This window comes from Streptomyces sp. NPDC050619 (genome assembly GCF_040654815.1).
Classification (GTDB): Bacteria; Actinomycetota; Actinomycetes; order Streptomycetales; family Streptomycetaceae; genus Streptomyces.
On sequence record NZ_JBFAIR010000041.1, the window covers coordinates 1 to 24,294 of the forward strand.

Genomic DNA, 24,294 nt, shown 5'->3' on the forward strand with positions numbered 1-24,294 from the left:
GGACCGGCGGTGGCCGCCGGTCCCGCGGGGCGCCCGCCCCCGTCGTCCGCACGCTGCTGCGCGGCCTGCCGACGCTGCCGGCCGCGCTCTTGCTGGCCGTGTTCCTGGGCGGCCCGATCGCGTACTGCGTCTACTACGCGTTCACCGACATGCAGCTCACCGGCGCCGCCGGCACCAGTTTCGTCGGCTTCGACAACTTCACCAGGGCGTTCGAGGACGCCGACTTCCTCAACGCGGTCAAGCTGACCCTGGTGTTCGTGGTCGGCTCCGCGGTCGTCGGCCAGAACACGCTCGGGCTCGCGCTGGCCGTCCTGATGCAGAAGGCCACCAAGCCGGTACGGTCGCTGGTCAACGGCGTGGTCATCGCGGCGTGGGTGCTGCCCGAGGTGGTGGCCGGCTACCTGATGTACGCCTTCTTCTACGACCAGGGCTCGCTCAACTCGCTGCTGGACGCCGTGCATCTGCCGCAGCAGAACTGGCTGTACACGATGCCGATCCTGGCCGTGTGTCTGGCCAACGTCTGGCGCGGCACCGCGTTCTCGATGATGGTCTTCACCGCCGCCATCAACGACGTGCCCCAAGAGCTGCTGGAGGCCGCCGAGATGGACGGCGCGAGTCCCTGGCAGCGGCTGTGGCGGGTCGTGCTGCCGGTGATCCGGCCGTCGATCCTCACCAACCTGATGCTGATCACCCTTCAGACGCTCTCCGTCTTCGGCCTGATCTACACGATGACCCGCGGCGGACCCGGCAACAAGAGCGAGACCCTGCCGATCTTCATGTACCAACAGGCCTTCCAGAACAGCCTGATCGGCTACGGCACCGCCATCGCCCTGGTGCTGCTGGTGGTCGGCGCCCTGTTCTCCGTGGTGTACATCCGGCTCCTGAAACTGGAGGAAGACTGATGGTCGCCGTAGCCACGCCGCCGCCCCTGACCTCCGCCGCGCCGGCCGCCACCGCGCCCGCCCCGCGGCGGCGCCGCGTGAGGCCCGGCCGCGTCGCGGTCAACGCCGTCCTGCTGGCGGTGTCGGTGCTGTACGTGCTGCCGCTGCTGTGGATGGTCCTCGCCTCGGTGAGCGACACCAACACCTTCCGCCTGAAGCTGCCCTCGTCGCTCACTCTCGACAACTTCGACGCGGTCCTCAACGTCGACACCACCTACCGGCCGATGCTCAACAGCCTGCTGCTGTGCGGTTTCGGAACGGCGGTGACCGTGGTGGTGTCGGTGCTCGCCGCCTACCCCTTGTCGCGCTACCGCTCGCGGGTGCGGCGGCCGTTCCTGTACACCATCCTGTTCTCCACCGGGCTGCCCATCACCGCCGTGATGATCCCCGTCTACAGCATGTTCGTGCAGGTCAACCTGATCGACTCGATGCCCGGCACGACCCTGTTCCTGGCCGCCTCCGCGCTGCCCTTCGGGATCTGGCTGATGAAGAACTTCATGGACGGCGTACCGGTCGTCCTGGAGGAGGCCGCCCGGATCGACGGCGCGAACACCATGCAGGTGCTGTGGCGGGTGGTGCTGCCGCTGATGCGGCCCGGCGTCGTCGTGGTCACCATCTTCACCTTCATCGGCATGTGGGGGAACTTCTTCGTCCCCTTCATCCTGCTGCTGTCCCCGGAGAAACTCCCGGCGTCCGTCAGCGTGTTCACCTTTCTCAGCGCCCACGACCAGACGCAGTACGGCCAGTTGTCCGCGTTCTCGCTGCTGTACTCGCTGCCCGTCGTCCTGCTCTACCTGCTGCTTGCCCGCAAACTCGGCGGAGGCTTCGCCCTCGGCGGCGCGCTCAAGGGCTGACCCCACGCGCACGGCCGTACCCCCACCTGCCCCGCCACCACGGAGAAGAATCCCCATGCACAACGACCGTGACGTCACCGAACAGCGGCTCGCCCGCGTCCTCAACGAGCGTCTGCGGCCCGCGGTCCATGCCCGGTCCGTCCCCCTCGACGTAGCGGTCTGGGACGTGTCCGGCGAACCGGTGCCGGTCCACGAGGGCCTGGCCGCTCCCTTCCGTCCGGCCCGCGTCGGCGACCGGTGGGGGCCCGCCTGGACCACGAGCTGGTTCAAGGTCAGCGGCCGGATCCCCGAGGAATGGGCCGGGACGAGCGTCGAGGCCGTACTGGACCTCGGCTTCTCCCCCCACTCCCCCGGCTTCTCCGCCGAGGGACTGGTCTACCGGGCCGACGGCACCGCGGTGAAGGCGCTCAACCCGCGCAACATCTGGCTGCCGGTCGTCGAAGTCGCCCTCGGCGGCGAGGAGTTCGTGGCCTTCGTCGAGGCCGCCGCCAATCCGGTCGTCATGCACACCGGTCCGGACGAGCTCACCTTCGGGCCCACCGCGGTCGGCGCACGCGCGCCCTGGCTCGGTGACCCGGCCTCCGACCCGGGCGAGCCCCTGTACCGGCTGCGGCGGCTGGACCTCGCCGTCTTCGACCGGGGCGTCCACGAACTCGTACAGGATCTGGACGTACTGGGTCAGCTGATGCACGAGCTGCCGGCCGAGTCCCCGCGCCGCTGGCAGATCCTGCGGGCTGTCTCCCAGGCCCTGGACGCCATCGACCTCCAGGACGTGAGCGGCGGCGCGGTCGCCGCGCGGGCCGCACTCGCCCCGGTGCTGGCGGCTCCCGCGCACGCGAGCGCGCACCGGCTGTCGGCGGTGGGACACGCGCACATCGACACCGCCTGGCTGTGGCCGCTGCGCGAGACCGTGCGCAAGGTGGCCCGGACCGTCTCCAACGTCACCCAACTCATGGACGACCATCCGGAGTTCAAGTTCGTCATGTCCCAGGCGCAGCAGCTCGCCTGGCTGAAGGAGCACCGGCCCGAGGTGTACGCGCGGGCGCAGGAGAAGGTGAAGACCGGGCAGTTCCTGCCCACCGGCAGCCTGTGGGTGGAGCCGGACACCAACATCACCGGCGGCGAGGCGCTGGTGCGCCAGTTCGTGCACGGCAAGAGGTTCTACCTGGAGGAGTTCGGCGTCGAGACCGAGGAGATGTGGCTGCCGGACACGTTCGGCTACAACGCGGCCCTGCCGCAGCTGATGAAGCTGGCCGGGGTGCGCTGGTTCCTGACGCAGAAGATCTCCTGGAACACCACCAACAAGTTCCCGCACCACACCTTCTGGTGGGAGGGCATCGACGGCACCCGGATCTTCAGCCACTTCCCGCCCGTCGACACCTACAACAGCGACCTGTCCGGTGCCGAAGTGGCCCACAGCGTACGGAACTTCCAGGACAAGGGCGGCTCCAGCCAGTCACTGATCCCGTTCGGTTACGGCGACGGCGGCGGGGGCCCCACCCGCGAGATGCTCGCCCGCGCCGACCGGCTCAGGGACCTGGAGGGCTCGGCCCGGATCGAGATGGAGAAGCCCGCCGACTTCTTCGAGCGCGCGCATGCCGAGTACGAGGAGAACGGCGGCGCCCCGGTGTGGTCCGGGGAGCTGTATCTGGAGTTCCACCGGGGCACTCTGACCAGCCAGCTCGCCACCAAGCAGGGCAACCGGCGCAGCGAACACCTGCTGCGCGAGGCCGAGTTGTGGGCGGCGACGGCGGCCGTGCGGCACGGGCACCCCTACCCGTACGACGCGCTGGACCGGCTGTGGAAGACCGTGCTCCTGCACCAGTTCCACGACATCCTGCCCGGGACCTCGATCGCCTGGGTGCACCGGGAGGCCGAGGAGACGTACGCGGCCGTCGCCCGGGAGCTGACGGACGTGACCGGCGCTGCCCAGCGTGCGCTGGCCGGGCCGCCCGGAGGGACGGTCATCTTCAACGCCGCGCCCCACGCCCGTGGCGGCGTCCCGGCGCTCGGCGCGGGCCCGCGCCCCGAGCCGGCCGACACGCCCGTGCCGCCGGTGGCGGACGGGGACGGGTTCGTCCTCGACAACGGTCTGGTCCGGGTGACGGTGGACGGCCGCGGCCTGATCACCTCCGCCTACGACATCGCCGCGGGCCGGGAGGCGCTGGCGCCCGGCGCGGTCGGCAACCTGCTCCAGCTCCACCAGGACTTCCCGAATCAGTGGGACGCGTGGGACGTCGACGTCTTCTACCGCAACACGGTCCGCGATCTCACCGAGGCCGACTCGGTCACCGCGACCGGGGAGCACGTCCGGGTGGTCCGCACCTTCGGCGATTCCCGGATCGAGCAGACCCTGACCCTGCCGGCCGGCTCGCGGCGGCTCGTGATCGACACCGTCGTCGACTGGCACGAGCGGGAGAAGCTCCTCAAGGCGGCCTTCCCGCTGGACATACGGGCCGCGCATTCGACCGCCGAGATCCCCTTCGGGCACGTGCAGCGGCCCACCCACACCAACACCAGCTGGGACGCGGCCAAGTTCGAGGTCTGTGCCCACCGCTTCCTGCACGTCGGCGAGCCCGACTGGGGCGCCGCGCTGGTCAACGACTCCTCCTACGGTCACGACGTCACCCGGGACGTCCGCGCCGACGGCGGTACGACGACCACGGTCCGCCTCTCCCTGCTGCGCGCCGCGCGTTTCCCGGACCCCGACGCCGACCAGGGCACCCACCGGCTGGCCTACGCCCTGGTGATCGGCGCCGACCTCACCGATGCCGTGCGCGAGGGCTACCGCTTCAACCTGCCCGAGCGCACCCTGCCGGGCAGCGCGGCGGTCGCCCCCCTGGTCCGCGTGGACCACGAGGGCGTGGTCGTCGAGGCCGTCAAGCTCGCCGACGACCGCTGCGGCGACATCGTCGTCCGCCTCTACGAATCCCGCGGCACCCGAGCCCGCGCCACCCTCACCCCCGGATTCCCGCTGGCCTCGGTCACCGCGACGGACCTGCTCGAACGCCCCCTGGACGACCCGACGAGCCACCAACGCTCCGACGCGGACATCCAGTTGACGTTGCGCCCCTTCCAGATCCTCACGCTGCGGCTGCGGCCCCTGCCGGGCAGCTGACGCGACGGGTCCCATGAGCGGCGTCGGAGGTGTGCGTCCCGCCCTCCGACGCCGTCCAAAACTTTTCCCGCCGAGAGATTGACGGGACCCCTCCCCGGTGTCATCGTTTCCGGCACATAGACATCTGATGTCTGATGTCTGACGTCAAGGGCGAACGCAGGGGTTCTCACCATGTCACTCTCGGACGACCTCGCGGAGCAGCTGCTCACCGCGATCATCGACGGCCAGTACCCGCCGGACTCCGCCCTGCCTCCTGAGGGCGAGCTGTCGGAGCAGGGCGGGGTCAGCCGGCTGACCGTGCGCGAGGCGGTCAAGCAGTTGCGCGCGACGAACATCGTCCGTGTGGTGCGCGGCCGGGGCACCTACGTCAACCCGCCGGACCGGTGGACGGCCCTGGAGCCGGTGGTGCGAGCGGCCTCGCGGACCAGTGGGGCGCTGTCGGAGCGGCTGATCGAGGCGCGCCGGCTGATCGAGAACGGGGCCTGCGAGCTGGCCGCCTCGCGTAGGACCGAGGACGACCTGGACGCGCTGCGGCAGCATCTGGCCGCCATGCGGGAGGCGGCTGAGGCGGGCGACACCGAGCAGTTCGTGCAGGCCGACATCGACTTCCACGCCACGGTGATGCGGGCGACGGGCAACCTGTTCGTCCCGCTGCTCTTCGAGCCGTTCGGTCCGCTGCTCGTCGAGGGCCGCCGGGAAACCTCGGCCTTCACCGAGATCCGTACGAACGCCATCGCGCACCACGAGGCGGTGCTCGCCGCGCTGGAGTCCGGCAGCCCCGCGGCGGCGCGCGCCGCGATGGACGCCCACATGAACCAGACCGCCGACGATCTGCGCACGCACGTCATCAAGCGCGACCGCGGCTGACGCCCCGCTCCTCCAACGCCCGCACAAAGTACAGGAATTCACCATGTCCCTACCCCTCCATGCCCGAACGCGGCCCGGCACGCCGGTGCCCGAACACGAGGTGCTGGACGGGCTGCCTCCGGTCCGTGAGGTGTCCGCCGACGAAGTGGCCGCCCGGATCGCGCGGGGGCCGCGTCTGGTCGTCCTCGACGACGATCCGACCGGTACCCAGACCGTCGCCGGCGTCCCGGTCCTGACCTCGTGGACGGTGGACGACCTGCGCTGGGCTCTGCGCCAGGACAGCTCCGCCTTCTTCGTACTCACCAACACCCGCAGCCTGTCGCCCGAGGACGCCGCCGTGCGCAACCGCGAGGTGGTGCGCGCCCTGCACGAGGCGTCGGCGGCCGAGGGCACCGGCTACGTCCTGGCCAGCCGGAGCGACTCGACGCTGCGCGGCCACTTCCCGCTGGAGACGGACGTCCTCGCCCAGGAGCTCGCCCGGCTGGGCGCGGGACCGGTGGACGGTGTGGTGCTGGTGCCCGCCTACATCGAGGCCGGCCGGCTGACCGTGGACTCGCGCCACTGGATGCGGACGTCCGGCGGTCTGCTGCCGGTGGGCGAGAGCGAGTTCGCCCGGGACGCCACGTTCGGCTACCGCAGTTCCTCGCTGCCCGAGTGGGTCGAGGAGAAGACGGCGGGGCGCGTGGCCGCGGACGAGGTCCTGCGCATCACGCTCGACGATCTGCGCGGGGGCGGCTCGGCCCACGTGGCGGCGCTGCTGTTGTCCCTGCACAGGGGCCGCACCGCCGTGGTCGACGCGGTGTGCGACGACGACCTGCGCGTACTGGCCCTGGCGCTCGCCGAGGCGGAGCAGCAGGGCTCCCGGCTGCTGTACCGGGTCGGCCCGTCGTTCGTGCGGGCCCGCGCCGGTCAGACCGCCCGGGCACCGCTCACCCCCGCGCAACTGCGCCCCCTGCGCGGGGACGCCCCGCACGGGCTGATCGCCGTAGGCTCTCATGTCTCCCTGACCACACGGCAGTTGGACCGGCTGCGGGAGCGCGGCTCGATCGCCGAGTACGAGCTCGACGTGACGCTCCTGCTGGATACGGAACGGCGCGAGGCACACATCGCCGAGGTCGCGGCGGCCGCCGCCGGGGCGCTGGAGAGCGCGGACGCCGTGATCCGCACCTCGCGCACGCTGGTGACGGGTGTGGACGCCGACGACAGTCTGGCGATCTCGCGCCGGGTCTCGGCCGCGCTGGTGGAGGTGGTGCGCCGGGTCAACGCGTCCCGCCGGCCCGCGTTCGTCGTCGCCAAGGGCGGCATCACCTCCAGTGACACCGCGACCCATGGTCTGGGGATCCGCCGGGCCTGGGCGCGGGGCACGCTCCTGCCCGGGATCGTCTCGCTGTGGGAGCCGGTGGACGGCCCCGCCGCCGGGATCCCGTACATCGTCTTCGCCGGGAACGTCGGCGGCGACGAGGCCCTCGCCGACGCCCTCGACCTGCTCAGGAGCGCGTGATGCTGCTGCACGGAACCGACGCACTCAAGCAGGCCGCGTCCGCCGGCCAGGCCCTGGCCGGGTTCGTCGCCTACAACCTGGAGACGGTCCAGGGCATCACGGCCGCCGCCGAGGCCACCGGACGGCCCGTCCTGATCCAGGCGGGCGCCAGCCCCTTCAAGCACGCCGGCCGACACGCGCTGATGCGACTGGCGTGGGACGCGGCCGACCGCTCCACCGCCCGGCTCGGCGTCCACCTCGACCACAGCCGGGACCTGGACGAGATCACGGCCTGCCTGGAGGCCGGCTACACCTCGGTCATGGTCGACGGCTCGCATCTGCCGTTCGCCGCCAACATCGCCCTGACCCGGGAGACCGTCCGCCGGGCCCGCGACCACGGGGCCTGGGTGGAGGCCGAGCTCGGCGCGCTGCCCGGCGACGAGGACGTTTCCACCGACGCCATCGCCCAGTCGGCTGCGATGACCGATCCGGCCCAGGCGGCGGAGTTCGCCGCCGCGACGGGTGTGGACGCGCTCGCCGTCTCCGTGGGCAATGTGCACGGCTTCACCAAGGACCCGGTCCGGCTCGACCTGGACCGGCTCGCCGCCATCCACCAGGTCGTGCCGGTGCCGCTCGTCCTGCACGGCGCCAGCGGCCTGCCCGTCGCACAGCTCCACGGCGCCCTCGCCCGCGGCGTCGCCAAGGTCAACGTCAACGCCGAACTGCGCCGCGCCTATCTGGAGGCGGTCCGCGACCACCTTCCGCGGGCCCTGCCCGGCTCCGACGTCGTCTCCCTGTGGTCGGCGGGCCGCGACGCGGTCACCGCCGCCGCTGTGGAGGTCATCTCGCGGCTGAGCCCGCCGGTCCAGTAAGCCGTTTCGTGAGGCGGTCCCGTAACGCGCTCGGTAATCCGCCGCACCCCTCGTGCGGGGCTCTCCCCATCCCCCGGCACGCTCTCCGCTCACTCCCCATCCCCCTGGCTCCATTCCCCTGGCCTCAATTCCCCTGGCCCCATCTCCCCGAAGGACAAAGATGTCTGACCACCCCCGTCCCCGCACCGCCGTGATAGGCCTCGGCGCCATGGGACTGCCCATGGCCCGGCGCCTGTCCGGCGAACTCCCCGTCACCGTGTACGACATCGCGGCCGGCCGGCGTGCCGAACTGGTCGCCGAGGGCGCCCGGGAGGCGGCCTCCCCCGCTGAGGCCGCCCGGGACGCCGAGGTCGTCGTGCTCGCCGTACGCGACCAGGCCCAGGTCGAGGGCGCCCTGTTCGGCGAGCACGGTGCCGCCGAGACGCTCCGCCCCGACTCGGTCGTCGTCCTCACCAGCACGGTCGGCCCCGAGGCGGCCCGCTCCACCGCCGGGCGGCTCGCCGAGCTCGGCGTACTGACCGTGGACGCGCCGGTCAGCGGCGGCCCGGTACGCGCCGGAAACGGCGACCTGCTGATCGTCGTGGGCGCCGACGACGTGGCGCTCAAGGCGGCGGGGCCCGTCCTCGCCCTGCTCGCGTCCACCCTCACGGTCGTCGGACCGCGCCCGGGCGACGGGCAGGCGCTCAAAGCCATCAACCAGCTGCTGGCCGGCGTGCACATCGCGGCCGCCGCCGAGGCGATCGCCCTCGCCCGCGGACTCGGCCTCGACCCGGCCACCGTGGTGGACAGCCTCAAGCACGGCGCCGCCGGCTCCTTCATGTTCGCCGACCGCGGCCCGCGCATGGTCCAGACCTACGACGAGGGCCCCGAGCCTGAGGTCAAGTCGCGGCTCGACATCTTCGTCAAGGACATGGGCATCGTCACCGGCATCGCCAAGGACGCCCACGTGCCGGTGCCGTTGGCCGCCGCGGCCGAACAGCTGTACCTGCTCGGCGAGGGCTCCGGGCTCGGCGCCCGCGACGACTCCTCCGTCGTCACCATCCTCTCCCCCAAGGCCCCCAAGACCCCCAAGACCGTCAACGGCACCGAGGGAGAAGGACGATGAGCCACACCACCCTGCTGACCATCGCCGTCGCCGGTGTCGCGGTCCTGCTCCTGCTCATCCTCAAGGCCAAGGTCCAGCCCTTCGTCGCCCTCGTCGTCGTCAGCATCGGCGTCGCGCTCACCGCCGGGGTACCCGCCGCCGACCTGGTGAAGACCATCGAGGACGGCATGGGCGCCACCCTCGGGCACATCGCCACCATCATCGCGCTGGGCGCCATGATCGGCCGGATCATCGAACTCTCCGGCGGCGCCCACTCCTTCGCCCACTCCCTCATCGACAGGTTCGGCTCCCGCCGCACCCCGCTCGCCCTGACCGTCGCCGGGTTCGTCCTGGGCATCCCGGTCTTCTTCGAGGTCGGCCTGATCATCCTGATGCCGATCGCCTACGGCGTCGCCCGCGCCTCCCGCAAGCCGCTGCTGGTGTACGCGCTGCCCATGGGCGCCGCGATGCTCACCGTGCACGCCTTCCTGCCGCCCCACCCCGGCGCCGTCGCGGTCACCGAGGCGATCGGCGCCAGCCAGGGCCTGGTGCTGCTGATGGGCATCCCGGTCACGGCCGTCGTGGTCCTGCTGGGCTACCTCTTCTCCCGCCGTCTCACCCGCCGCGAGTACCCGATGGACCCGGTCGTGTACGCCGAGGTCTACGGCGAGCCGGACGCCGGGGACCGCGGTGACAGCAGGCCCGCCGCGAGACCGGCCGAGGGAACGCAGAACGACGGCGGCCATGCCACCGCCGTCCTGGCCAAGCCGGTCGCCCCGGCCACCGAAGTCCGGCCGCCGTCGTTCGGCATGGTGCTGACGCTGATCGTCACGCCGATCCTGCTCATCCTCCTCGGCACCATCGGCCAGAACGCCCTCGCCGAGGGCTCGACCCTGCGGGCCGTCCTCACCGTGCTCGGCGCTCCCATGGTGGCGCTGCTCATCGACGTCACCCTGTGCGGCTACTTCCTCGGCGCCCGCCGCGGCTGGAACCGTGCGCGCATCGCCGAGGTCATGGGCTCCGCCCTGCCGCCGGTCGCCATGGTGATCCTGGTGGCCGGAGCGGGCGGCGTCTTCGGCAAGGTACTGGTCGCCAGCGGCATCGGCGGCGCCATCGCCGACATCCTGGAACGCACCGGGCTGCCCGCCCTGTTCCTGGCCTTCCTCACCTGTCTGGCCCTGCGCGCCGCCCAGGGATCGGCGACCGTCGCCCTGATCACCACGGCCGGCATCCTCACCCCGCTCCTTCAGCGGGCCGACCTGTCCACCGGCCAGCTGTCGTTGGTGGCACTGGCGATGGGCGCGGGGGCGCTCTCGGTGTCACACATCAACGACGCCGGGTACTGGATGTTCACCAAACTCGCCGGACTCGACGTGGCCGCCGGACTGCGGACCTGGACCGTCCTGACGACCGTCATGGGCTTCGCCGGCTTCGCCCTGACCGCGGCTTTGTGGCCACTGGTCTGAGGGGCGACGCCACCAGCTGGTCGCTGACCGCCTGAAGACGTCAGGCGGTCAGCAGGGGATGTGCCTCGAAGACGTGGTCGTGCCACAGGCGGCGCGAGGTCTCCTCCGGGTACGCCGTGACCGACGGCGGCGTGCGGACGAACAGGCGGAACTCGTCGCGGCTGTGACCGACGATCAGCTCCACATGCCGTCCAGCCCCGCGCCGGCACCTGCCAAGGCGCGTCCGGCAGCACCTCGCCGTCGACGACGGGAGAGTAGGGGGACAGCGTGTGCGCCCAAGGAGCCCCGGCGATCCTCGTACTGCCGCATCTTCGGCTCCAGCGCCCGTCCGGCCGCCGCCAGTTGTCGTGGGTTCACACCCGACAGCTCCCTGCCCGCCGGACGCAGACCCGCCTCGCCCGCGATCGCCGCCGCGACGTCCCTGGCCAGGGCATCGGCGCAGAACGTGCCCGGCACGCTCTGCGCGATGGCCCGCCCGAAGAGCCCCGCCGCGCCGGGCATGACCAGCAGCGCGGCGATGGACCCGGCGCCCGCCGACTCGCCGAAGACGGTCACCTGGCCGGGGCCCCTCCGAACGCCGTGATGTTCTCCCGCACCCACTCCGGAGCGGCGACCTGATCGAGCAGGCGAGCTTGTAGGCGCCGCCGTGGATCCACACCATCACCGGACGGCGGGCGGCCGGATCCGGGGCCGGCGTCCAGACGTTGACCGTCATCCGGCGCCACCACCCTCCGCACCGCCGATCAGCAGGTCTCCACGACCCGGAACACCCCTCCGCGATCACCCTGCCGACGCGCTGACCACGCGGCCGTGCGTGGGAGCGCGCCCTCGGACTCAGCCGGCTCCGACAGGTCGGGTCCTGAGGCTATTGATAATTAGCCTAACTCCTCCGCTTCGAACGCGATGTCATGCAGAGCTCTTGACATACAAGTCCGTTCACCTCTGTGATGGCTAATGACTAGTAGCCAAGGTCAGGGGTCAACGTGTCGATCGGGTTCGAGACCGACGAGCGGGTCGCCGACATCGCGGGGCGCACCACCGAGTTCGTCCGGGACGTGGTGCTGCCCGAGGAGCAGGCATGCGACGGAAACGTCCATGACGGGCCGGAGCCCTTGCGGCGCCGGCTACAGGAGGCGGCCCGGGCCGCGGGTGTGTTCGCCCCGCATGTGGGTGTGGAGTGGGGCGGGCTCGGGCTGGATCTCTGCGGCCAGGCAGTGGTGTTCGAGGCGGCCGGATACTCGCTGCTGGGCCCGCTCGCCCTCAACTGTGCGGCGCCCGACGAGGGCAATACGCACCTGCTCGAAGTGGTCGCCGACGAGGAGCAGAAAGAGCGGTATCTCCGGCCGCTGGCGGCCGGCGAGGTGCGCTCCTGCTTCGCGATGACCGAGCCGGCGCCGGGCGCGGGATCCGACCCTCGTGCGCTGGCCACCACGGCGACGAGAACCAGGGGCGGTTGGCGGCTCGACGGCCGCAAGTGGTTCATCAGCGGCGCCGACGGGGCCGGCTTCGCCATCTGCATGGCCCGTACGAGCGGCGTCCCGGGCGACGCGGGCGGCGCGACCATGTTCCTCGTGGACGCCGACAACCCGGGCATGAAGATCGTCCGGAACATCGACACCCTGGATCAGGGCCTGTTCGGCGGGCACAGCGAGGTCGTCTTCGACAGCTGCGAGGTCGCGGACGGCGCCGTGCTGGGCGAGGTCGACCAGGGCTTCGCGCATGCCCAGGTGCGGCTCGGGCCCGCCCGTATGACGCATTGCATGCGCTGGCTCGGGGTGGCACGCCGGGCACAGGACATCGCCCTGGAGCGTGCGGTGGATCGCTCGGCCTTCGGCAAACCACTGGCTGAACTGGGCATGGTGCAGCAGCTGCTGGCCGACTCCGAGATCGACATCGAGACCAGTCGCGCGGTGCTGTGGCGGGCCTGCTGGGAACTGGACCAGGGCCGCTCGGCCGCCCAGCACACCTCCATCGCGAAGACGTACGTCTCGGAGGCGGTGAACCGCGTGGTCGACCGGGCCGTGCAGGTGTGCGGCGCGCTCGGCATCTCCTCAGACGCCCCGCTGTCGAGGCTGTACCGGGAGGTGCGTCCCTTCCGGATCTACGACGGCCCGTCCGAGACCCACCGCTGGGCCATAGCCAAACGCGCGGTGCGGGCGGCGCGGGAGCGGAAGGCCGTACGGTGACCTCTTTTGAAACGACTGAAACGACTGAAACGGCTGAAACGGCCGTGGTGGGTATCGATGAGACCGCGCTCCAGCGCTACTTCGAGCGCCACGTACCTGAGTGCGCGGGCCCGTTGAGGGTGGAGCTGCTGCACGGCGGGCGCTCCAATCTCACCTACGAGGTGACCGACGGGGCACACCGATGGGTGCTGCGTCGGCCACCGCTGGGCGTGCTCACGCCGACCGCGCACGACATGGACCGCGAGTACCGTGTCGTCGCCGCGCTGGGCGGCACCGGAGTACCGGTGGCCCGAGCCGTGCTGTCGTGCACGGACCCGGCGGTGATCGGGGCGCCGTTCTGCGTCGTCGACTTCGTGGACGGCGCCGTACTGCGCGACGGTGACGAGGTCGCCGCGCTGCCCCCGGCCGACGCGCGGCGCAGCGCCGACGCGCTGGTGGACGCCCTGGTGGCACTGCACTCGGTCGACCCGGCCGACGTCGGGCTCGGCGACTTCGGCCGTCCCGACGGCTACCTGGAGCGCCAGGTGCGGCGGTGGCGCAGCCAGTGGGACAAGGTCGCCACCCGTGCGCTGCCCGACCTCGAAGCGCTGCACCGCAGGCTCGCCCGCGCCCGGCCCGTGAGCGGCGCCCCGGCGATCGTGCACGGCGACTACCGCCTGGACAACACCATCCTGGCACCCGGCGACTTCGGGCGGATCGCCGCGATCGTCGACTGGGAGATGGCCACGCTCGGCGATCCCCTCGCCGACCTCGGGATGCTGCTCATGTACTGGGACCCCGTCTGCGAGCCCGTGCTCGGGGCACGCCACGTTCCCACGGCCAACCCCGGCTTCCCCGCGGGCCGCGAGCTGGCCGAGCGGTACGCCACGCGATCCGGCCGGGACATCGAGGCCCTGGCCTTCTACCAGGCGCTGGGCTGCTTCAAGCTCGCCGTCATCGCCGAGGGCATCCACGCCCGCTATCTCGCGGGTCAGACCGTCGGCACCGGCTTCGAACTGGTCGGCTCCGCGGTCCCGGCGCTGCTGCGCTCAGGGTTGGAGCTGCCGGCATGACGATCACTGACACCGACGTATCTGACGAAACCGACGTCCGCGACGAAGGAGACCCCGTGCGAGACCGGCTGTCCGGAATGACCGCCCTGGTTACCGGCGCGACCGGCGGCATAGGCGACGCCGTCGTACGCCGGCTGGCCGCCGAGGGTGCCGCGGTCGCGGTGACCGATGTGGACGCCGGCCGCTGTGAGGCACTCGCGAAGGAGCTGACGGACGGCGGGGCGCGCGCGCTCGGCCTGGCCCTGGACGTCAGCGACGAGGAGACGTGGCGTCGCACGGTGGAGCGGGTCGTCTCCGAGCTGGGCGGGCTGTCCGTGCTCGTCAACAACGCGGGCATCGCCGAGATGCGAACCGTGGAGACGGAGACCAGGGAATCCTGGGACAAGGTCATCGCGGTGACCCAGACCGGTGTGTGGCTCGGCATGAAGCACGGCGGGCCCGCGATCGAGCGCTCCGGTGGCGGCTCGATCGTCAACATCGCCTCGATCTTCGGTACGGTCGGCGGCTTCGGAAGCCAGTTCTCGTACCACGCGGCCAAGGGCGCCGTCCGGCTGATGACGAAGAACGCCGCGCTGCACTGGGCCACGCGCGGCGTGCGCGTCAACTCGATCCACCCCGGCTTCATCGAAACGCCCCGCTCCCGCGAACTGTGGCGGGGCACGCCCCGGCACACGGCGATGGTCGAGGGCACCCCGTTGGGGCGGCTGGGCCGGCCCGACGAGGTCGCGGGAGCGGTGGCGTTCCTCGCTTCGCCGGACGCTAGCTTCGTCACCGGCTCCGAGTTGTACGTGGACGGGGGTTGGACGGCACGCTGAGGCCCGGCTCCCCACACCCGTCCCTTGCCGACGAGGTCACCGCACGCGCGTGTACTGATCCCGTCCCAACGAGGTCACCGCACGCGCGTGTACTGATTCACGCCGCCCACGGACGTCACTGTCGCCCGCCCCCGGAGCACGAGGACATCCAAGTGCGCCGCCGTCTCGTTGACCGCGAGCATCTGGTTGAAGGCGTTCAGCTCGCCGAACGGCACCGCACGGCGCGTCCATCCGAGCCCCCGCGCCACCGCGTGGGCGTCGAGCGTGTCCTCGCCCAGCGCCGTCAGGCTCTTGGCCAGCCGGTCGTCGTGGTGGGCGAGCAGCTCGGCGACCCTGGTGTGCGCGCTGTCGGAGACCGGCCCGTGCGCGGGCAGCAGGCGGGCGTCGGCGTAACGGTTCATCAGCCGCAGCGAGTCCAGGTAGTCGGCGAGCGGCCGGCCTCCCGGCTCGGTCAGTTCGAAGCCGATGGACGGGGTGATGTGCGGCAGGACGTGGTCCCCGGAGAACAGCAGCCCCCGCTGCTCGTCCAGGAAGACCACATGTCCCTTGGTGTGTCCCGGAGTCGGTACGACGCGCAGCTCGCGGTCCCCGAAGTCGAGGGTCTCGGCGGCGAGCCAGCGGTCGGGGGCCTCCCACACGCTCGGGTCGAAACCGCCGTGGTCCATCGCCCGGATACGGTCGGCCAGTTCGCCGGCGCCTGCCCTGCGCAGGGTCTCCAGTGAGCTGGCGGGTTCGTCGCTGCGCAGTCGGTCGAGCATCTCCAGACCCGGGCGTTCCCCCGCGCCGAGGTAGACGCGCGAGCCCAGCAGCCGGCGCAGTTCCACCGCGTGCGTGTAGTGGTCCCGGTGGATGTGGGTGACCAGGATGTGGCTGATGTCGCCGAGGTCACGGTCGATGGCGGCCAGGGCCTCCTCGAGCGCCTTGCGCGCCTCGGGGATCGCCCAGCCGCCGTCGATCATGACGATGCCGCCGTCGTCGGCGAGGTCCTCCAGGAGGTAGACGTTGACGGCGTGCAAACCGTCGTTGGGAAGTGGCAGCGGAACGCGGTGCACCCCGGGCTGTACGGTCTGGACTCCGGCTGCGGCCCACGGGCCCTGGTCGAACCGCGTCGTCATGATCCTCCTTGTGATGTGACCGCCGCGGGATCATGCCGGATGGCATGCGTGACGGCACAGTTCGCGAATCGTCGCCTCGTCAGGCCCGGTCGTCGAGCGTACGGGCCGTCAGTCGGACGGCCAGGTCCCGGGCCCCGCTCCGGTCGAGCTTGCCGACCTTGGTCTGGGGCAGTTCCTCGATGCCGTACACGAATTCGGGCCATTTGGTCTTGGACAGGCCGGCGCTCTCCAGGTGCCCGGTCACCTCGGCCAGGTCGATGCCGCCGCCGTCCTCGGTGACGACGAGCAGTGCCACGCGTTCGCCGAGCACGTCGTCGGGAACCGCCGCGACACAGGCCCTGGCCACGCGTGGGTAACTGGCGACCGCGCGCTCTATCTCGGTGATGTCGATGTTGCGGCCGCCGCGGATGATGATGTCCTTCTCCCGGCCCATGATGCTGAGGGTGCCGTCCTCGTGGGTCATCAGCAGGTCGCCGGTGGGCAGGTAGCCGTCCTGGGTCAGGGCCGGCGGATCGACCTCGCCGTTGCGCGCGTAGCCGAGAAAGAGGGAAGGGCCGCGCACCTGCGCCCGGCCGGTCACGCCGGGACCGGCCGGCCGCCCGTCGGGGGTGAGCGCGCGTACGTCCGTACCCGGGAAAGGGCGGCCGTCTCTGCCGAGCCGGATCTCCTCGGGGTCGTCGGGGCTCGGCGAGGTGTGACCGAGGCACTCGGACATGCCGAAGACGCGCAGGATCTTCGTGCCCAGGGACTGCTCCGCCCGGGCCAGTGCTCCGCGGTCCATGGGTCCGCCGCCGACGGTGATCGATCGGACGCGCCGAAGGATGCCGGAGCCGGCCGCCTCGGCGCCCATCTGCAGCGCCATGGTCGGTACGCACATGGTCCAGCGGACGTCGGCGTCGGCCATCCGCCGCAGTGCGACGGCCCGGTCCCACTTCCCCGTCATGACGAGCGGCCCGCGCAGCATGAGGGAGAGGTAGACACCGAAGCAGTACGCCGCCGTCGACGACAGCGGCACGATCGCGGCGACGGCGTCGCCGGGCGACAGTCCGTTGACGGTGATGGTGCTCGTGGCGGCATAGCGCAGGGCCGGCTCGGACTGTACGACGCCTTTGGGCCGCCCGGTCGACCCCGAGGTGAGACCGATCAGAGCGCCGCCCGACCAGCGCGACACCTCACGCTTTTGGGGTGTGGACAGGCACGTCCAGCCGTCGAGCACCTGCTGTGGCCGGCCCGGCAGCCGTTCGGCCACCGCCCATTCGTCGATCGCGGAGGGCTCGGCGACCACCGCGTCCGGGCGGATGTCCTCGCAGGCCGCGGTGAACTCGGCGTGTGTGGTGTGCCGATTGACGACCGCGATGACGCCGCCGCTCAGGCCGACGGCGAGGGTGGCGGCGACAGTGCGCCATGAGTTGTCGGCCTGGACCAGGACGGTGCCGCCCGCTCCGCCGGCCCTCGTGGTGGACAGCGCTCGGGCCACGAGCGTGGCCTCGTCGAGCAACTGCCGGGCCGTATGGCTACCCGCGTCGTCGATGACCGCGACGAAGTCCGCCTCGTCCGCCTTGTGTTGGAACTCCCGCACTACCTGTCGCATCTTGTCCCTCGCTGCGCTGCGCCGAACTCCGTCTGTTGAACGCTGAGATACGTGCCGTGCCGGTGCGCCGGGATCGTCCGGCAGGAGCGACCTCAGGCGGCGAACATCTCCGCCTCGTGCCCCATGACCGCGATACGGCGGCCCTTCATGTCTCCGACCTGTGCGACGGCCTCGGCCCACTCGGGGCTCGCGAGGGCCTTCTTCAGATCCTCCGGGGAGTCGAAGCCGAGCACGGAGATCCCGTCCCAGCCTTCGGAGCGCGGCTCCAGAGCGGCGTCGATCTCGGTGTGCCGCCAGGCTCGCAGTCCGGGCAGGCGATAGGTCAGCTCCGCGTGGTCGGCGCGCCACCACTCGATGAACCGCTCGTGCGTCCATTCCGGAGGCCGGGCTGCCAGCAGGACGAGGTTGTACATGAGGTTCCTCCGTAGGCGGTGGGGTGAGGGCGTGCGATCAGTCGAAGCGGATCTCGGACGAGCGGCCTATCAGCAGGCGCTGTAGCCGGCCCTCGTCGTTCACCCGCCCGGCGGCGACGAAGCTCGCCTCGGGGACGCCCGCGCGTCGCACCTCCCCCAGGAAGAGCTCGTCCTGGCCGAGCGTGGTCGCCGACAGCCGGTGGTGGGTGCGGGTGCCCTTCTCGCGCTGTTCGAGGTAGCCCACGAGGGCGGCGCGGTCGCCGGCGAAGTCGGTGGCGTTGCCGTCGCCGGTGGAGAACAGGATGGACAGCGAGAAGTCGTCGCTGATCAGGTCGAGGATCCGGGTCGGCTCGTCACCGTCGAGGATCTCGAACCATGCCGTGAGGAAGGGGGCCGCGGTCGAGGTGTCCGTCATGCCCGGCTCCTGTCCTGTGCGGACCAGTCGACCAGCTCGAACGAGGTGGTGAAGAAGGACTGGTAGCGCGCCAGGAGTCCGCCGGGCGAGATCACCGCGGCGGAGAGGAAGGAGCCGACGTACCGCCCGCCCTCCGTCACCACTCCATAGACGGTCTCGAGGTCGCCGTCCCGGCTGTGGCGCAGGATCTCGTGCGAGCGGTCCACAGCGTTACGGCCCTCGATGTACGCGGCGAAGTCCTCCCTGGACTTGCCGATGGCCTCCTTGCCCGGCAGGGCGATGAGGAAGGAGAAGTCGGGTTCGAGCAGGTCCAGCGTCCGCTCCGGATGCCGGCTGTCCATGCTGGCCATGTACGCGCGCAACCCCATGGGGAGCCCTTTCGGTTGGCGGCGACTCAACCTGAGTCAAATTCAATTCAGTTTGGATGGTAATCCCGCCGAAACAAGCGTGGCAATAGCAATGCGGAAGCCCCCTGAAAGATGACCTCCAGGGGGCAGGGAGCCGCGGGAACCGCTCAGAACGTCACGTGGCGACCATCCGCACGCAGGCGCCCTCGATCAGCTCGCCGACCTCCGCCAGCGGCGTCGGCCCCGACGGCCGGTACCACCGCCAGACGCTGACGATCAGGCCGAGCACGCTTGCCCCCAGCAACTGTGCGTCGCGCAGCGGGAACGCACCCTGGGACATGCCCCGTACCAGCAGGTTCGTCCAGTCCCGCTCGACGAGCTGGACCAGCTGGCGGGCCGCGACGCGCTCCGCCTCCTCCCGCTTCGACTTGCGCGGGCCGGAGAGCAGGTCCATGTGGTTCTGCAGGATGCGCATCTGCAGGACCTCTTGGTCGGAGACGTCGTACGCCGCGCGAACGGCCGCCCGAAGCGCCTCGACCGGCTCCGCGACGTCCGCGGTCGCTTCCGTGAACTTGTCGTGGGAGCGCTGGAGCTCAAGCCGCATGATGGTGAGCAGGCAGTGCGTCTTGGACTCGAAGTAGTGGTACAGCGCGGTCTGCCCGATGCCGACCCGCTCCGCCACGGTGGACCACTTGGTGGCCTCGAAGCCCGTTTCGCCGAAGCAGTCGACGGCGGCCGCCAGAATGGCCGCGCGCTTGGACCTCGGCCCCGCTTCCGGTTCAACGATCTTTGTCGCCATGAACTGACCCGTCTCCTGGCTGCCGCCCACCTCGTGCGTACCCGAGAGTAGACCCAAGCTGAACTCAGTTGCCAATCGACTTCCGGCCACAGACGTTCACAGGCGCTCGAGCACGGTCGCGTTGGCCATGCCGCCGCCCTCGCACATCGTCTGAAGACCATAACGTCCGCCGGTCCTGCGCAGTTGGTGGACGAGCGTGGTCATGAGCCGGGCACCGGTGGCGCCGAGCGGATGCCCGAGCGCGATGGCGCCGCCGAAGGCGTTGACCCGCTCCTCGGCGGCGCCGATCTCCTTCTGCCAGGCGAGGACGACGGAAGCGAAGGCCTCGTTGATCTCGACCAGGTCGATCTCGCCGATCGAGAGCCCGGCCTTCTTCAGGACCTTCTCGGTGGCGGGGATCGGGCCGGTCAGCATCTGGATCGGGTCGGAGCCGACCACGGCCATGCTGTGCACGCGGGCCAGCGGGGTCAGACCGTGGCGGCGTACCGCCTCCGCGGAGGCGATCAGCAGGGCGGCGGCGCCGTCGGAGATCTGGCTGGCGACGGCGGCGGTCAGCCGGCCGTCCTCGGTGAGGGTCTTCAGGCCGGCCATCTTCTCGAGGGTCGTGTCGGCACGCGGGCCCTCGTCGGCGGCGAGCCCGAAGGCCGGGGTGATCTCGTCGTCGAAGACACCGTCGGCCTGGGCGGCGAGGGCCCGCTGGTGGCTGGTGAGCGCGAACCGTTCCATGTCCGTACGGGAGACGCCCCACTTCTCGGCGATCAGCTCGGCCCCGCGGAACTGCGAGACCTCCTGGTCCCCGAAGTGCTCGCGCCAGCCGTCCCCCGCGAAGGGACTGCCCATGCCGGCCTGCTCGCCGACGAACATCGGGCTGGCGATGGGCACCAGGCTCATCACCTCCACCCCGCCGGCGACCACCAGATCGGCGGCGCCGGAGCCGACCGCCTGCGCGGCGAAGTGCACGGCCTGCTGAGAGGAACCGCACTGGCGGTCGATGGTGGTGCCGGGAACGTGCTGCGGCAGCCCGGCCGACAGCCAGGCGGTGCGTGCGATGTTGCCGGTCTGTGCGCCGAGTTGGCTGACGCACCCGAAGTACACGTCGTCGACGGCGCCCGGGTCGGCGCCCGTGCGCTCCAGCAGCGCGCGCAGCACATGGGCGCCGAGATCGGCGGGGTGCACGCCGCTGAGCGTGCCCTTGCGGCGGCCGACGGGGGTGCGGACGGCTCCGACGATGAATGCTTCCGACACGGTGGGCTCCAGGGGTTTCGGGTACGGGTTCAGCTGCTGGGCGGGACGCGCGTGAAGTCGGGCGCGCGCTTGCCCAGGAAGGCGGCGACGCCCTCACGGCCCTCGCCGGAGGCGGCCGCGGCGGCGAGCGCGCGGGCCTCGCGGTCCAGGTGCGGCCCGAGGTCCGCGGTCAGACCGGAGGCGACGAGCCGGCGGGTGACCCCGAAGGCGGCGGTGGGGCCGACCCGCAGGGCCTCAGCCGTGCGCGCCGCCTCGGCGGCCAGTCGGTCGGGGGCCACGACCCGGCTCACCAGTCCGATCGCCGCGGCTTCCGCCGCCGGTATGCGGCGGTTGGTCAGCAGCAGGTCCAGGGCTCGCTTGGGGCCGACGAGACGGGGCAGGAACCAGCTGACTCCGGCGTCCGGTGAGTAGCCGATGCCGGTGTACGCGGCGGTGAACGTGGCGTTGTCGGCGGCGAGGGTGACATCGGCGGCCGCGGCCAGGCCGATGCCCGCGCCGGCGACCGCGCCCTGGACGGCGGCCACCATGGGCGCGTCGATCGCGGCGAACGTACGCAGGGCGTCGTGCAACGCGTCGGTCACGGCGGTCAGGTGCTTCTCCAGCGCCTCGCCGGAGAGCCGGGAGAACTCCCTGAGGTCGCCGCCGACGCAGAAGGACTTCCCCTCGCCGGTGAGCAGCACGGCCCGTACGTCCGCACGCTCGCAGGCGCGTGCCGCGTCCAGCAGCCCGCGCGCCAGGTCCAGGTCGATGGCGTTGCCCGCCCCGCCCCGGCGCAAGGTGACCTGGGCCAGACCGTCGTCGTCGATCTCTGTGCCGACACTCATCGCGCCGTCCATCCGCCGTCGACGGTCAGCACCTGTCCGGTGCAGTACGAGGAGGCGTCCGAGGCGAGGAACAGCAGGGCGCCGTCGAGTTCGTGGCCGTCGCCGCCGCGCCCGAGCAGGGTGTTGCGCTCGACCCAGCGGCTGGAGCGCTCGTCGCCGAAGAGGTCCGCGGTCATCTCGGTGCGGAACCAGCCCGGGGCGAGCGCGTTGACGCGGATGCCGCTACGACCCCACTGCCCGGCCAACTCCCGGGTCAGGCCGATCAGTCCGGCCTTGGACGCCGAGTAGCTCGCGCCGCCGAGGGGGGCGGCGGTCACCAGGCCGAGGATGGAGGAGACGTTGATGATGCTCCTGCCGCCCGTGTCGCCGGGTGCCTCGGCGGTGAGGCGGGCCAGGTGGTAGGGCGCGGTGAGGTTGACGCCGAGGACGTCGGCGAAGGCGTCCGGCGATTCGTCCTCGGCGCGTGTCTCACCGGAGGAGGCCGCGTTGTTGACCAGGATGTCGATGCGGCCGGTAGCGGCCAGCGCGGCCTCGGCCAGCCGCGTACGGTCGGCGGCGATCGCGACGTCGCAGGCCACGGGGTGGATACGTGGGTGGGAGTCGGCGAGTTCCTTCAGCCGGTCGATGCGGCGGGCCGCGGCGAACACGGTGGCGCCGGCCTGCGCGAGGACGGCGGCGAAGCGTGCGCCGAGCCCGGCGGAGGCGCCGGTGACGACGGCCGTTCTGCCCTCGAGTGAGAACAGTTCGGCAGCGGATCGCGGCGCGCTCACTCGTCCACCCCGATCGGCAGGGCGGTCGCGCCGCCGTCGAGCACCAGGGTCTGGCCGGTCATCCAGGAGGAGGCGTCGGAGGCCAGGAACAGCGCCGCGTTCGCCACGTCCTCCACCGTGCCAAGACGCCGCAGCGGCAGCTTGGCGGTGAGGATCGGTTCGCGCACCTCCCACACCGCCCGCGCCAGTTCGGTCTTGATCAGCCCGGGGGCGATGGCGTTCACCCGTGCCCGTGGCCCGAGTTCGTAGGCGAGTTGCCGGGTCATGTGCAGCATGGCGGCCTTGGTGGCGTTGTAGTAGCCGATGTGCGGGTCGACGATGAGACCGCCGACGGAGGCGATGTTGACCACCGCTCCCCCGTGCTCGGCCATCCAGGCCCGCCAGGCGTACCGGGTCCAGGCGATCATTCCGTACTGGTTGACGCGGACGGTCTTCTCCGCGCGCGGCAGGTCCAGGTCGAGGAGATCGCCGTGGTACGGGTTGGTCGCCGCGTTGTTGACGAGGATGTCGACCCGCCCGAAGCGGGCCATGGTCTCGTCGACGCAGGCCTCGGCCTGCTCGGGTTCGCCGGCGTTGGCCACCACCGTGTGCAGGTCGCCGTCGCCCTTGACGCGCAGCAACTCCTCGCGCGCCTCGGCGAGTCCGGCCGCCTTGCGGGCCGCGATCACGACATGGGCCCCGGCCGCCCGGTAGGCGGCGGCGATGCCGAACCCGATGCCGCGGGACCCGCCGGTGATGACGGCGACCCGGCCGTCGAGAGTATTGGCGCTCACGCTGCCCCTGCCTTCATATCGGTCGTGCGGTACTTGGCGAGTTCCTGGCGGGCCACCGTCCGCAGATGCACCTCGTCGGGGCCGTCGGCGATGCGCAGCGCCCGCGTGATGGCGTAGAGCCGGGCCAGTACGGTGTCGTCGCTGACCCCCGCCGCGCCGTGCGCCTGCACCGCGCGGTCGACCACCTTGTGGGCGACTTCCAGCGCCGCGACCTTGATCGCGGCGACCTCCATACGGGCGGCGGCGTTGCCGACGGTGTCCATCAGCCAGGCGGACTTGAGGACGAGGAGGCGCAGTTGCTCGATCTCGATGCGGCTGCGGGCGATCCACTCGCGCACCACGCCCTGGTCGGCGAGCGGTCCGCCGAAGGCGGTGCGTTCGGTGACGCGCTCGCACATCAGCCCCAGGGCGCGCTCGGCGAAGCCCACGGCGCGCATCGCGTAGTGCATCCGCCCCGGACCGAGCCGCCCCTGGGCGAGCGCGAAGCCCTCTCCCTCGCCCCTGAGGATGTTCTCCACCGGCACGCGGACGTCCTCGAAGAGCACGTCACCGTGTCCGAGCCGGTCGGTGTAGCCGAACATCGGCAGGTCGCGCAGGACCGTGACGCCCGGGGTGTCCCGGGGGATGAGCAGCATGCTCTGCTGCCGGTAGGCGGGCGCGTCCGGATCGGTCTTGCCCATCAGGATGATCAGCTTGCAGTCGGGGTCGAGGATCCCGGAGGTGTACCACTTGCGGCCGTTGACGACGTAGCTGTCGCCGTCGCGGGTGATGCGGGTACGGATGTTGCGGGCGTCGGAGCTGGCGACCTCCGGCTCGGTCATGGCGAAGCAGGAGCGGATCTCCGCCTCCAGAAGGGGGCTCAGCCACCGCTTCTGCTGCTCGGGGGTGCCGTACAGCGCGAGCAGTTCCATGTTGCCGGTGTCGGGCGCCGAGCAGTTGAACACCTCGGGGCCGATGATGGAGCGGCCCGCCAGCTCCATGAGCGGCGCGTACTCGAGGTTGGTGAGCCCCGCGCCCCAGTCGCCGTGCGCCATGAAGAGGTTCCACAACCCCTCGGCGCGTGCCTTCTCCTTCAGCTCGCGCATCACCGGCGGCAGCGCGTGCGGGTCGTCGGCCTCGGCCAGCTGCCGGTCGTAGACCGCTTCCGCGGGGAAGACGTGCTGCTCCATGAACGACCGCATGCGGTCCTGGAGTTCACTCGCCCGTGGCGAGAATCCGAAATCCACGATTGCTCCTGTCCGGGGGCGGGGGGTTGCCGAGGTGCGGG

The 24,294-nt window shown here is 71.4% G+C and carries 22 protein-coding genes and 1 pseudogene; 11 read left to right on the forward strand and 12 right to left on the reverse strand.

The features are described 5' to 3' along the window. Positions 1–53: 53 nt before the first annotated feature. From AB0I77_RS43700 to AB0I77_RS43735, 8 genes are all read left to right on the forward strand, one after another. Positions 54–902 carry a sugar ABC transporter permease gene (locus AB0I77_RS43700; RefSeq protein WP_363288520.1) on the forward strand — a complete coding sequence of 283 codons (849 nt, stop codon included), beginning with the start codon at positions 54–56 and terminating at the stop codon, positions 900–902. Beyond that, positions 902–1,795, forward strand: coding sequence for a carbohydrate ABC transporter permease (locus AB0I77_RS43705; protein WP_363288444.1), 894 nt, complete (start codon positions 902–904; stop codon positions 1,793–1,795). Before AB0I77_RS43700 ends, AB0I77_RS43705 begins: the two co-directional genes overlap by 1 nt. A 55-nt stretch (positions 1,796–1,850) precedes the next feature. Then, a complete protein-coding gene (locus AB0I77_RS43710) occupies positions 1,851–4,913 on the forward strand; it encodes a glycoside hydrolase family 38 C-terminal domain-containing protein (protein WP_363288446.1) in 3,063 nt (1,020 codons plus the stop codon). 171 nt (positions 4,914–5,084) lie between these two features. Beyond that, positions 5,085–5,780 (forward strand): FadR/GntR family transcriptional regulator, encoded by a 696-nt coding sequence (locus AB0I77_RS43715; protein ID WP_363288447.1) that lies wholly within the window; start codon positions 5,085–5,087, stop codon positions 5,778–5,780. 43 nt (positions 5,781–5,823) lie between these two features. Further along, positions 5,824–7,281, forward strand: a complete 1,458-nt coding sequence (locus AB0I77_RS43720) for a four-carbon acid sugar kinase family protein (protein WP_363288448.1) — start codon at positions 5,824–5,826, stop codon at positions 7,279–7,281. Further along, on the forward strand, positions 7,281–8,132 hold the full coding sequence (locus tag AB0I77_RS43725) for a class II fructose-bisphosphate aldolase (protein ID WP_363288449.1): 852 nt from the start codon (positions 7,281–7,283) through the stop codon (positions 8,130–8,132). Before AB0I77_RS43720 ends, AB0I77_RS43725 begins: the two co-directional genes overlap by 1 nt. Positions 8,133–8,292: 160 nt before the next feature. After that, positions 8,293–9,237, forward strand: coding sequence for an NAD(P)-dependent oxidoreductase (locus AB0I77_RS43730; RefSeq protein ID WP_363288450.1), 945 nt, complete (start codon positions 8,293–8,295; stop codon positions 9,235–9,237). Further along, on the forward strand, positions 9,234–10,682 hold the full coding sequence (locus tag AB0I77_RS43735; RefSeq protein WP_363288451.1) for an SLC13 family permease: 1,449 nt from the start codon (positions 9,234–9,236) through the stop codon (positions 10,680–10,682). The genes AB0I77_RS43730 and AB0I77_RS43735 overlap by 4 nt, the downstream gene beginning before the upstream one ends. Positions 10,683–10,818: 136 nt before the next feature. Here the strand turns inward: AB0I77_RS43735 and AB0I77_RS43740 are convergent. Next, a pseudogene (locus tag AB0I77_RS43740) lies at positions 10,819–11,397 on the reverse strand (carboxylesterase family protein); the annotation flags it as partial. Positions 11,398–11,665: 268 nt separating this feature from the next. On the opposite strand from AB0I77_RS43740, the gene AB0I77_RS43745 reads away from it, so the two are divergent. Genes AB0I77_RS43745 through AB0I77_RS43755 form a run of 3 tightly spaced genes read left to right on the forward strand, consistent with a single transcriptional unit; the run spans position 11,666 to position 14,735 of the window. Continuing rightward, entirely contained in the window at positions 11,666–12,868 is a 1,203-nt protein-coding gene (locus tag AB0I77_RS43745; RefSeq protein ID WP_363288452.1) for an acyl-CoA dehydrogenase family protein, read from the forward strand. A gap of 44 nt (positions 12,869–12,912) precedes the next feature. Next, the gene (locus AB0I77_RS43750) at positions 12,913–13,920 is read left to right on the forward strand and encodes a phosphotransferase family protein (protein WP_363288453.1); all 1,008 of its coding nucleotides are present in this window, start codon (positions 12,913–12,915) and stop codon (positions 13,918–13,920) included. A gap of 56 nt (positions 13,921–13,976) precedes the next feature. Then, positions 13,977–14,735 carry an SDR family NAD(P)-dependent oxidoreductase gene (locus tag AB0I77_RS43755; RefSeq protein WP_363288521.1) on the forward strand — a complete coding sequence of 253 codons (759 nt, stop codon included), beginning with the start codon at positions 13,977–13,979 and terminating at the stop codon, positions 14,733–14,735. 74 nt (positions 14,736–14,809) lie between these two features. Here the strand turns inward: AB0I77_RS43755 and AB0I77_RS43760 are convergent, their stop codons facing one another. The 11 genes from AB0I77_RS43760 to AB0I77_RS43810 form a co-directional block, all read right to left on the reverse strand. Continuing rightward, positions 14,810–15,850, reverse strand: a complete 1,041-nt coding sequence (locus tag AB0I77_RS43760) for an MBL fold metallo-hydrolase (protein WP_363288454.1) — start codon at positions 15,848–15,850, stop codon at positions 14,810–14,812. Between the two features lie 79 nt (positions 15,851–15,929). Then, positions 15,930–17,441: a class I adenylate-forming enzyme family protein gene (locus tag AB0I77_RS43765; RefSeq protein ID WP_363288455.1), complete on the reverse strand. Its 1,512-nt coding sequence runs from the start codon at positions 17,439–17,441 to the stop codon at positions 15,930–15,932. A 92-nt stretch (positions 17,442–17,533) separates the two neighbouring features. Continuing rightward, entirely contained in the window at positions 17,534–17,854 is a 321-nt protein-coding gene (locus AB0I77_RS43770; RefSeq protein WP_363288456.1) for an EthD family reductase, read from the reverse strand. Positions 17,855–17,891: 37 nt separating this feature from the next. Continuing rightward, the gene (locus tag AB0I77_RS43775; protein ID WP_363288457.1) at positions 17,892–18,269 is read right to left on the reverse strand and encodes a hypothetical protein; all 378 of its coding nucleotides are present in this window, start codon (positions 18,267–18,269) and stop codon (positions 17,892–17,894) included. Continuing rightward, a complete protein-coding gene (locus AB0I77_RS43780; protein ID WP_363288458.1) occupies positions 18,266–18,637 on the reverse strand; it encodes a nuclear transport factor 2 family protein in 372 nt (123 codons plus the stop codon). The genes AB0I77_RS43775 and AB0I77_RS43780 overlap by 4 nt, the downstream gene beginning before the upstream one ends. 154 nt (positions 18,638–18,791) lie before the next feature. Next, complete coding sequence (locus tag AB0I77_RS43785; RefSeq protein ID WP_363288459.1) at positions 18,792–19,415, reverse strand: TetR/AcrR family transcriptional regulator; 624 nt, start codon at positions 19,413–19,415, stop codon at positions 18,792–18,794. Positions 19,416–19,511: 96 nt separating this feature from the next. Continuing rightward, on the reverse strand, positions 19,512–20,660 hold the full coding sequence (locus tag AB0I77_RS43790) for an acetyl-CoA C-acetyltransferase (protein WP_363288460.1): 1,149 nt from the start codon (positions 20,658–20,660) through the stop codon (positions 19,512–19,514). Positions 20,661–20,689: 29 nt separating this feature from the next. Continuing rightward, a complete protein-coding gene (locus AB0I77_RS43795) occupies positions 20,690–21,484 on the reverse strand; it encodes an enoyl-CoA hydratase-related protein (protein WP_363288461.1) in 795 nt (264 codons plus the stop codon). Beyond that, entirely contained in the window at positions 21,481–22,254 is a 774-nt protein-coding gene (locus tag AB0I77_RS43800) for an SDR family oxidoreductase (protein ID WP_363288462.1), read from the reverse strand. The genes AB0I77_RS43795 and AB0I77_RS43800 overlap by 4 nt, the downstream gene beginning before the upstream one ends. Then, positions 22,251–23,027 (reverse strand): SDR family oxidoreductase, encoded by a 777-nt coding sequence (locus AB0I77_RS43805; RefSeq protein ID WP_363288463.1) that lies wholly within the window; start codon positions 23,025–23,027, stop codon positions 22,251–22,253. The genes AB0I77_RS43800 and AB0I77_RS43805 overlap by 4 nt, the downstream gene beginning before the upstream one ends. Then, on the reverse strand, positions 23,024–24,253 hold the full coding sequence (locus tag AB0I77_RS43810) for an acyl-CoA dehydrogenase family protein (RefSeq protein ID WP_363288464.1): 1,230 nt from the start codon (positions 24,251–24,253) through the stop codon (positions 23,024–23,026). Before AB0I77_RS43810 ends, AB0I77_RS43805 begins: the two co-directional genes overlap by 4 nt. Between the last annotated feature and the right edge of the window lie 41 nt (positions 24,254–24,294).

Excerpts from the sequence above, each read along its gene's own strand:
- AB0I77_RS43780 (WP_363288458.1), bottom strand. The coding sequence starts at position 18,637 with ATGGGGTTGCGCGCGTACATGGCCAGCATGGACAGCCGGCATCCGGAG.
- AB0I77_RS43775 (WP_363288457.1), bottom strand. The coding sequence starts at position 18,269 with ATGACGGACACCTCGACCGCGGCCCCCTTCCTCACGGCATGGTTCGAG.
- AB0I77_RS43795 (WP_363288461.1), bottom strand. The coding sequence starts at position 21,484 with ATGAGTGTCGGCACAGAGATCGACGACGACGGTCTGGCCCAGGTCACC.
- AB0I77_RS43720 (WP_363288448.1), top strand. The coding sequence starts at position 5,824 with ATGTCCCTACCCCTCCATGCCCGAACGCGGCCCGGCACGCCGGTGCCC.
- AB0I77_RS43715 (WP_363288447.1), top strand. The coding sequence starts at position 5,085 with ATGTCACTCTCGGACGACCTCGCGGAGCAGCTGCTCACCGCGATCATC.
- AB0I77_RS43785 (WP_363288459.1), bottom strand. The coding sequence starts at position 19,415 with ATGGCGACAAAGATCGTTGAACCGGAAGCGGGGCCGAGGTCCAAGCGC.
- AB0I77_RS43705 (WP_363288444.1), top strand. The coding sequence starts at position 902 with ATGGTCGCCGTAGCCACGCCGCCGCCCCTGACCTCCGCCGCGCCGGCC.
- AB0I77_RS43765 (WP_363288455.1), bottom strand. The coding sequence starts at position 17,441 with ATGCGACAGGTAGTGCGGGAGTTCCAACACAAGGCGGACGAGGCGGAC.
- AB0I77_RS43735 (WP_363288451.1), top strand. The coding sequence starts at position 9,234 with ATGAGCCACACCACCCTGCTGACCATCGCCGTCGCCGGTGTCGCGGTC.
- AB0I77_RS43725 (WP_363288449.1), top strand. The coding sequence starts at position 7,281 with ATGCTGCTGCACGGAACCGACGCACTCAAGCAGGCCGCGTCCGCCGGC.
- AB0I77_RS43710 (WP_363288446.1), top strand. The coding sequence starts at position 1,851 with ATGCACAACGACCGTGACGTCACCGAACAGCGGCTCGCCCGCGTCCTC.
- AB0I77_RS43730 (WP_363288450.1), top strand. The coding sequence starts at position 8,293 with ATGTCTGACCACCCCCGTCCCCGCACCGCCGTGATAGGCCTCGGCGCC.
- AB0I77_RS43770 (WP_363288456.1), bottom strand. The coding sequence starts at position 17,854 with ATGTACAACCTCGTCCTGCTGGCAGCCCGGCCTCCGGAATGGACGCAC.
- AB0I77_RS43760 (WP_363288454.1), bottom strand. The coding sequence starts at position 15,850 with ATGACGACGCGGTTCGACCAGGGCCCGTGGGCCGCAGCCGGAGTCCAG.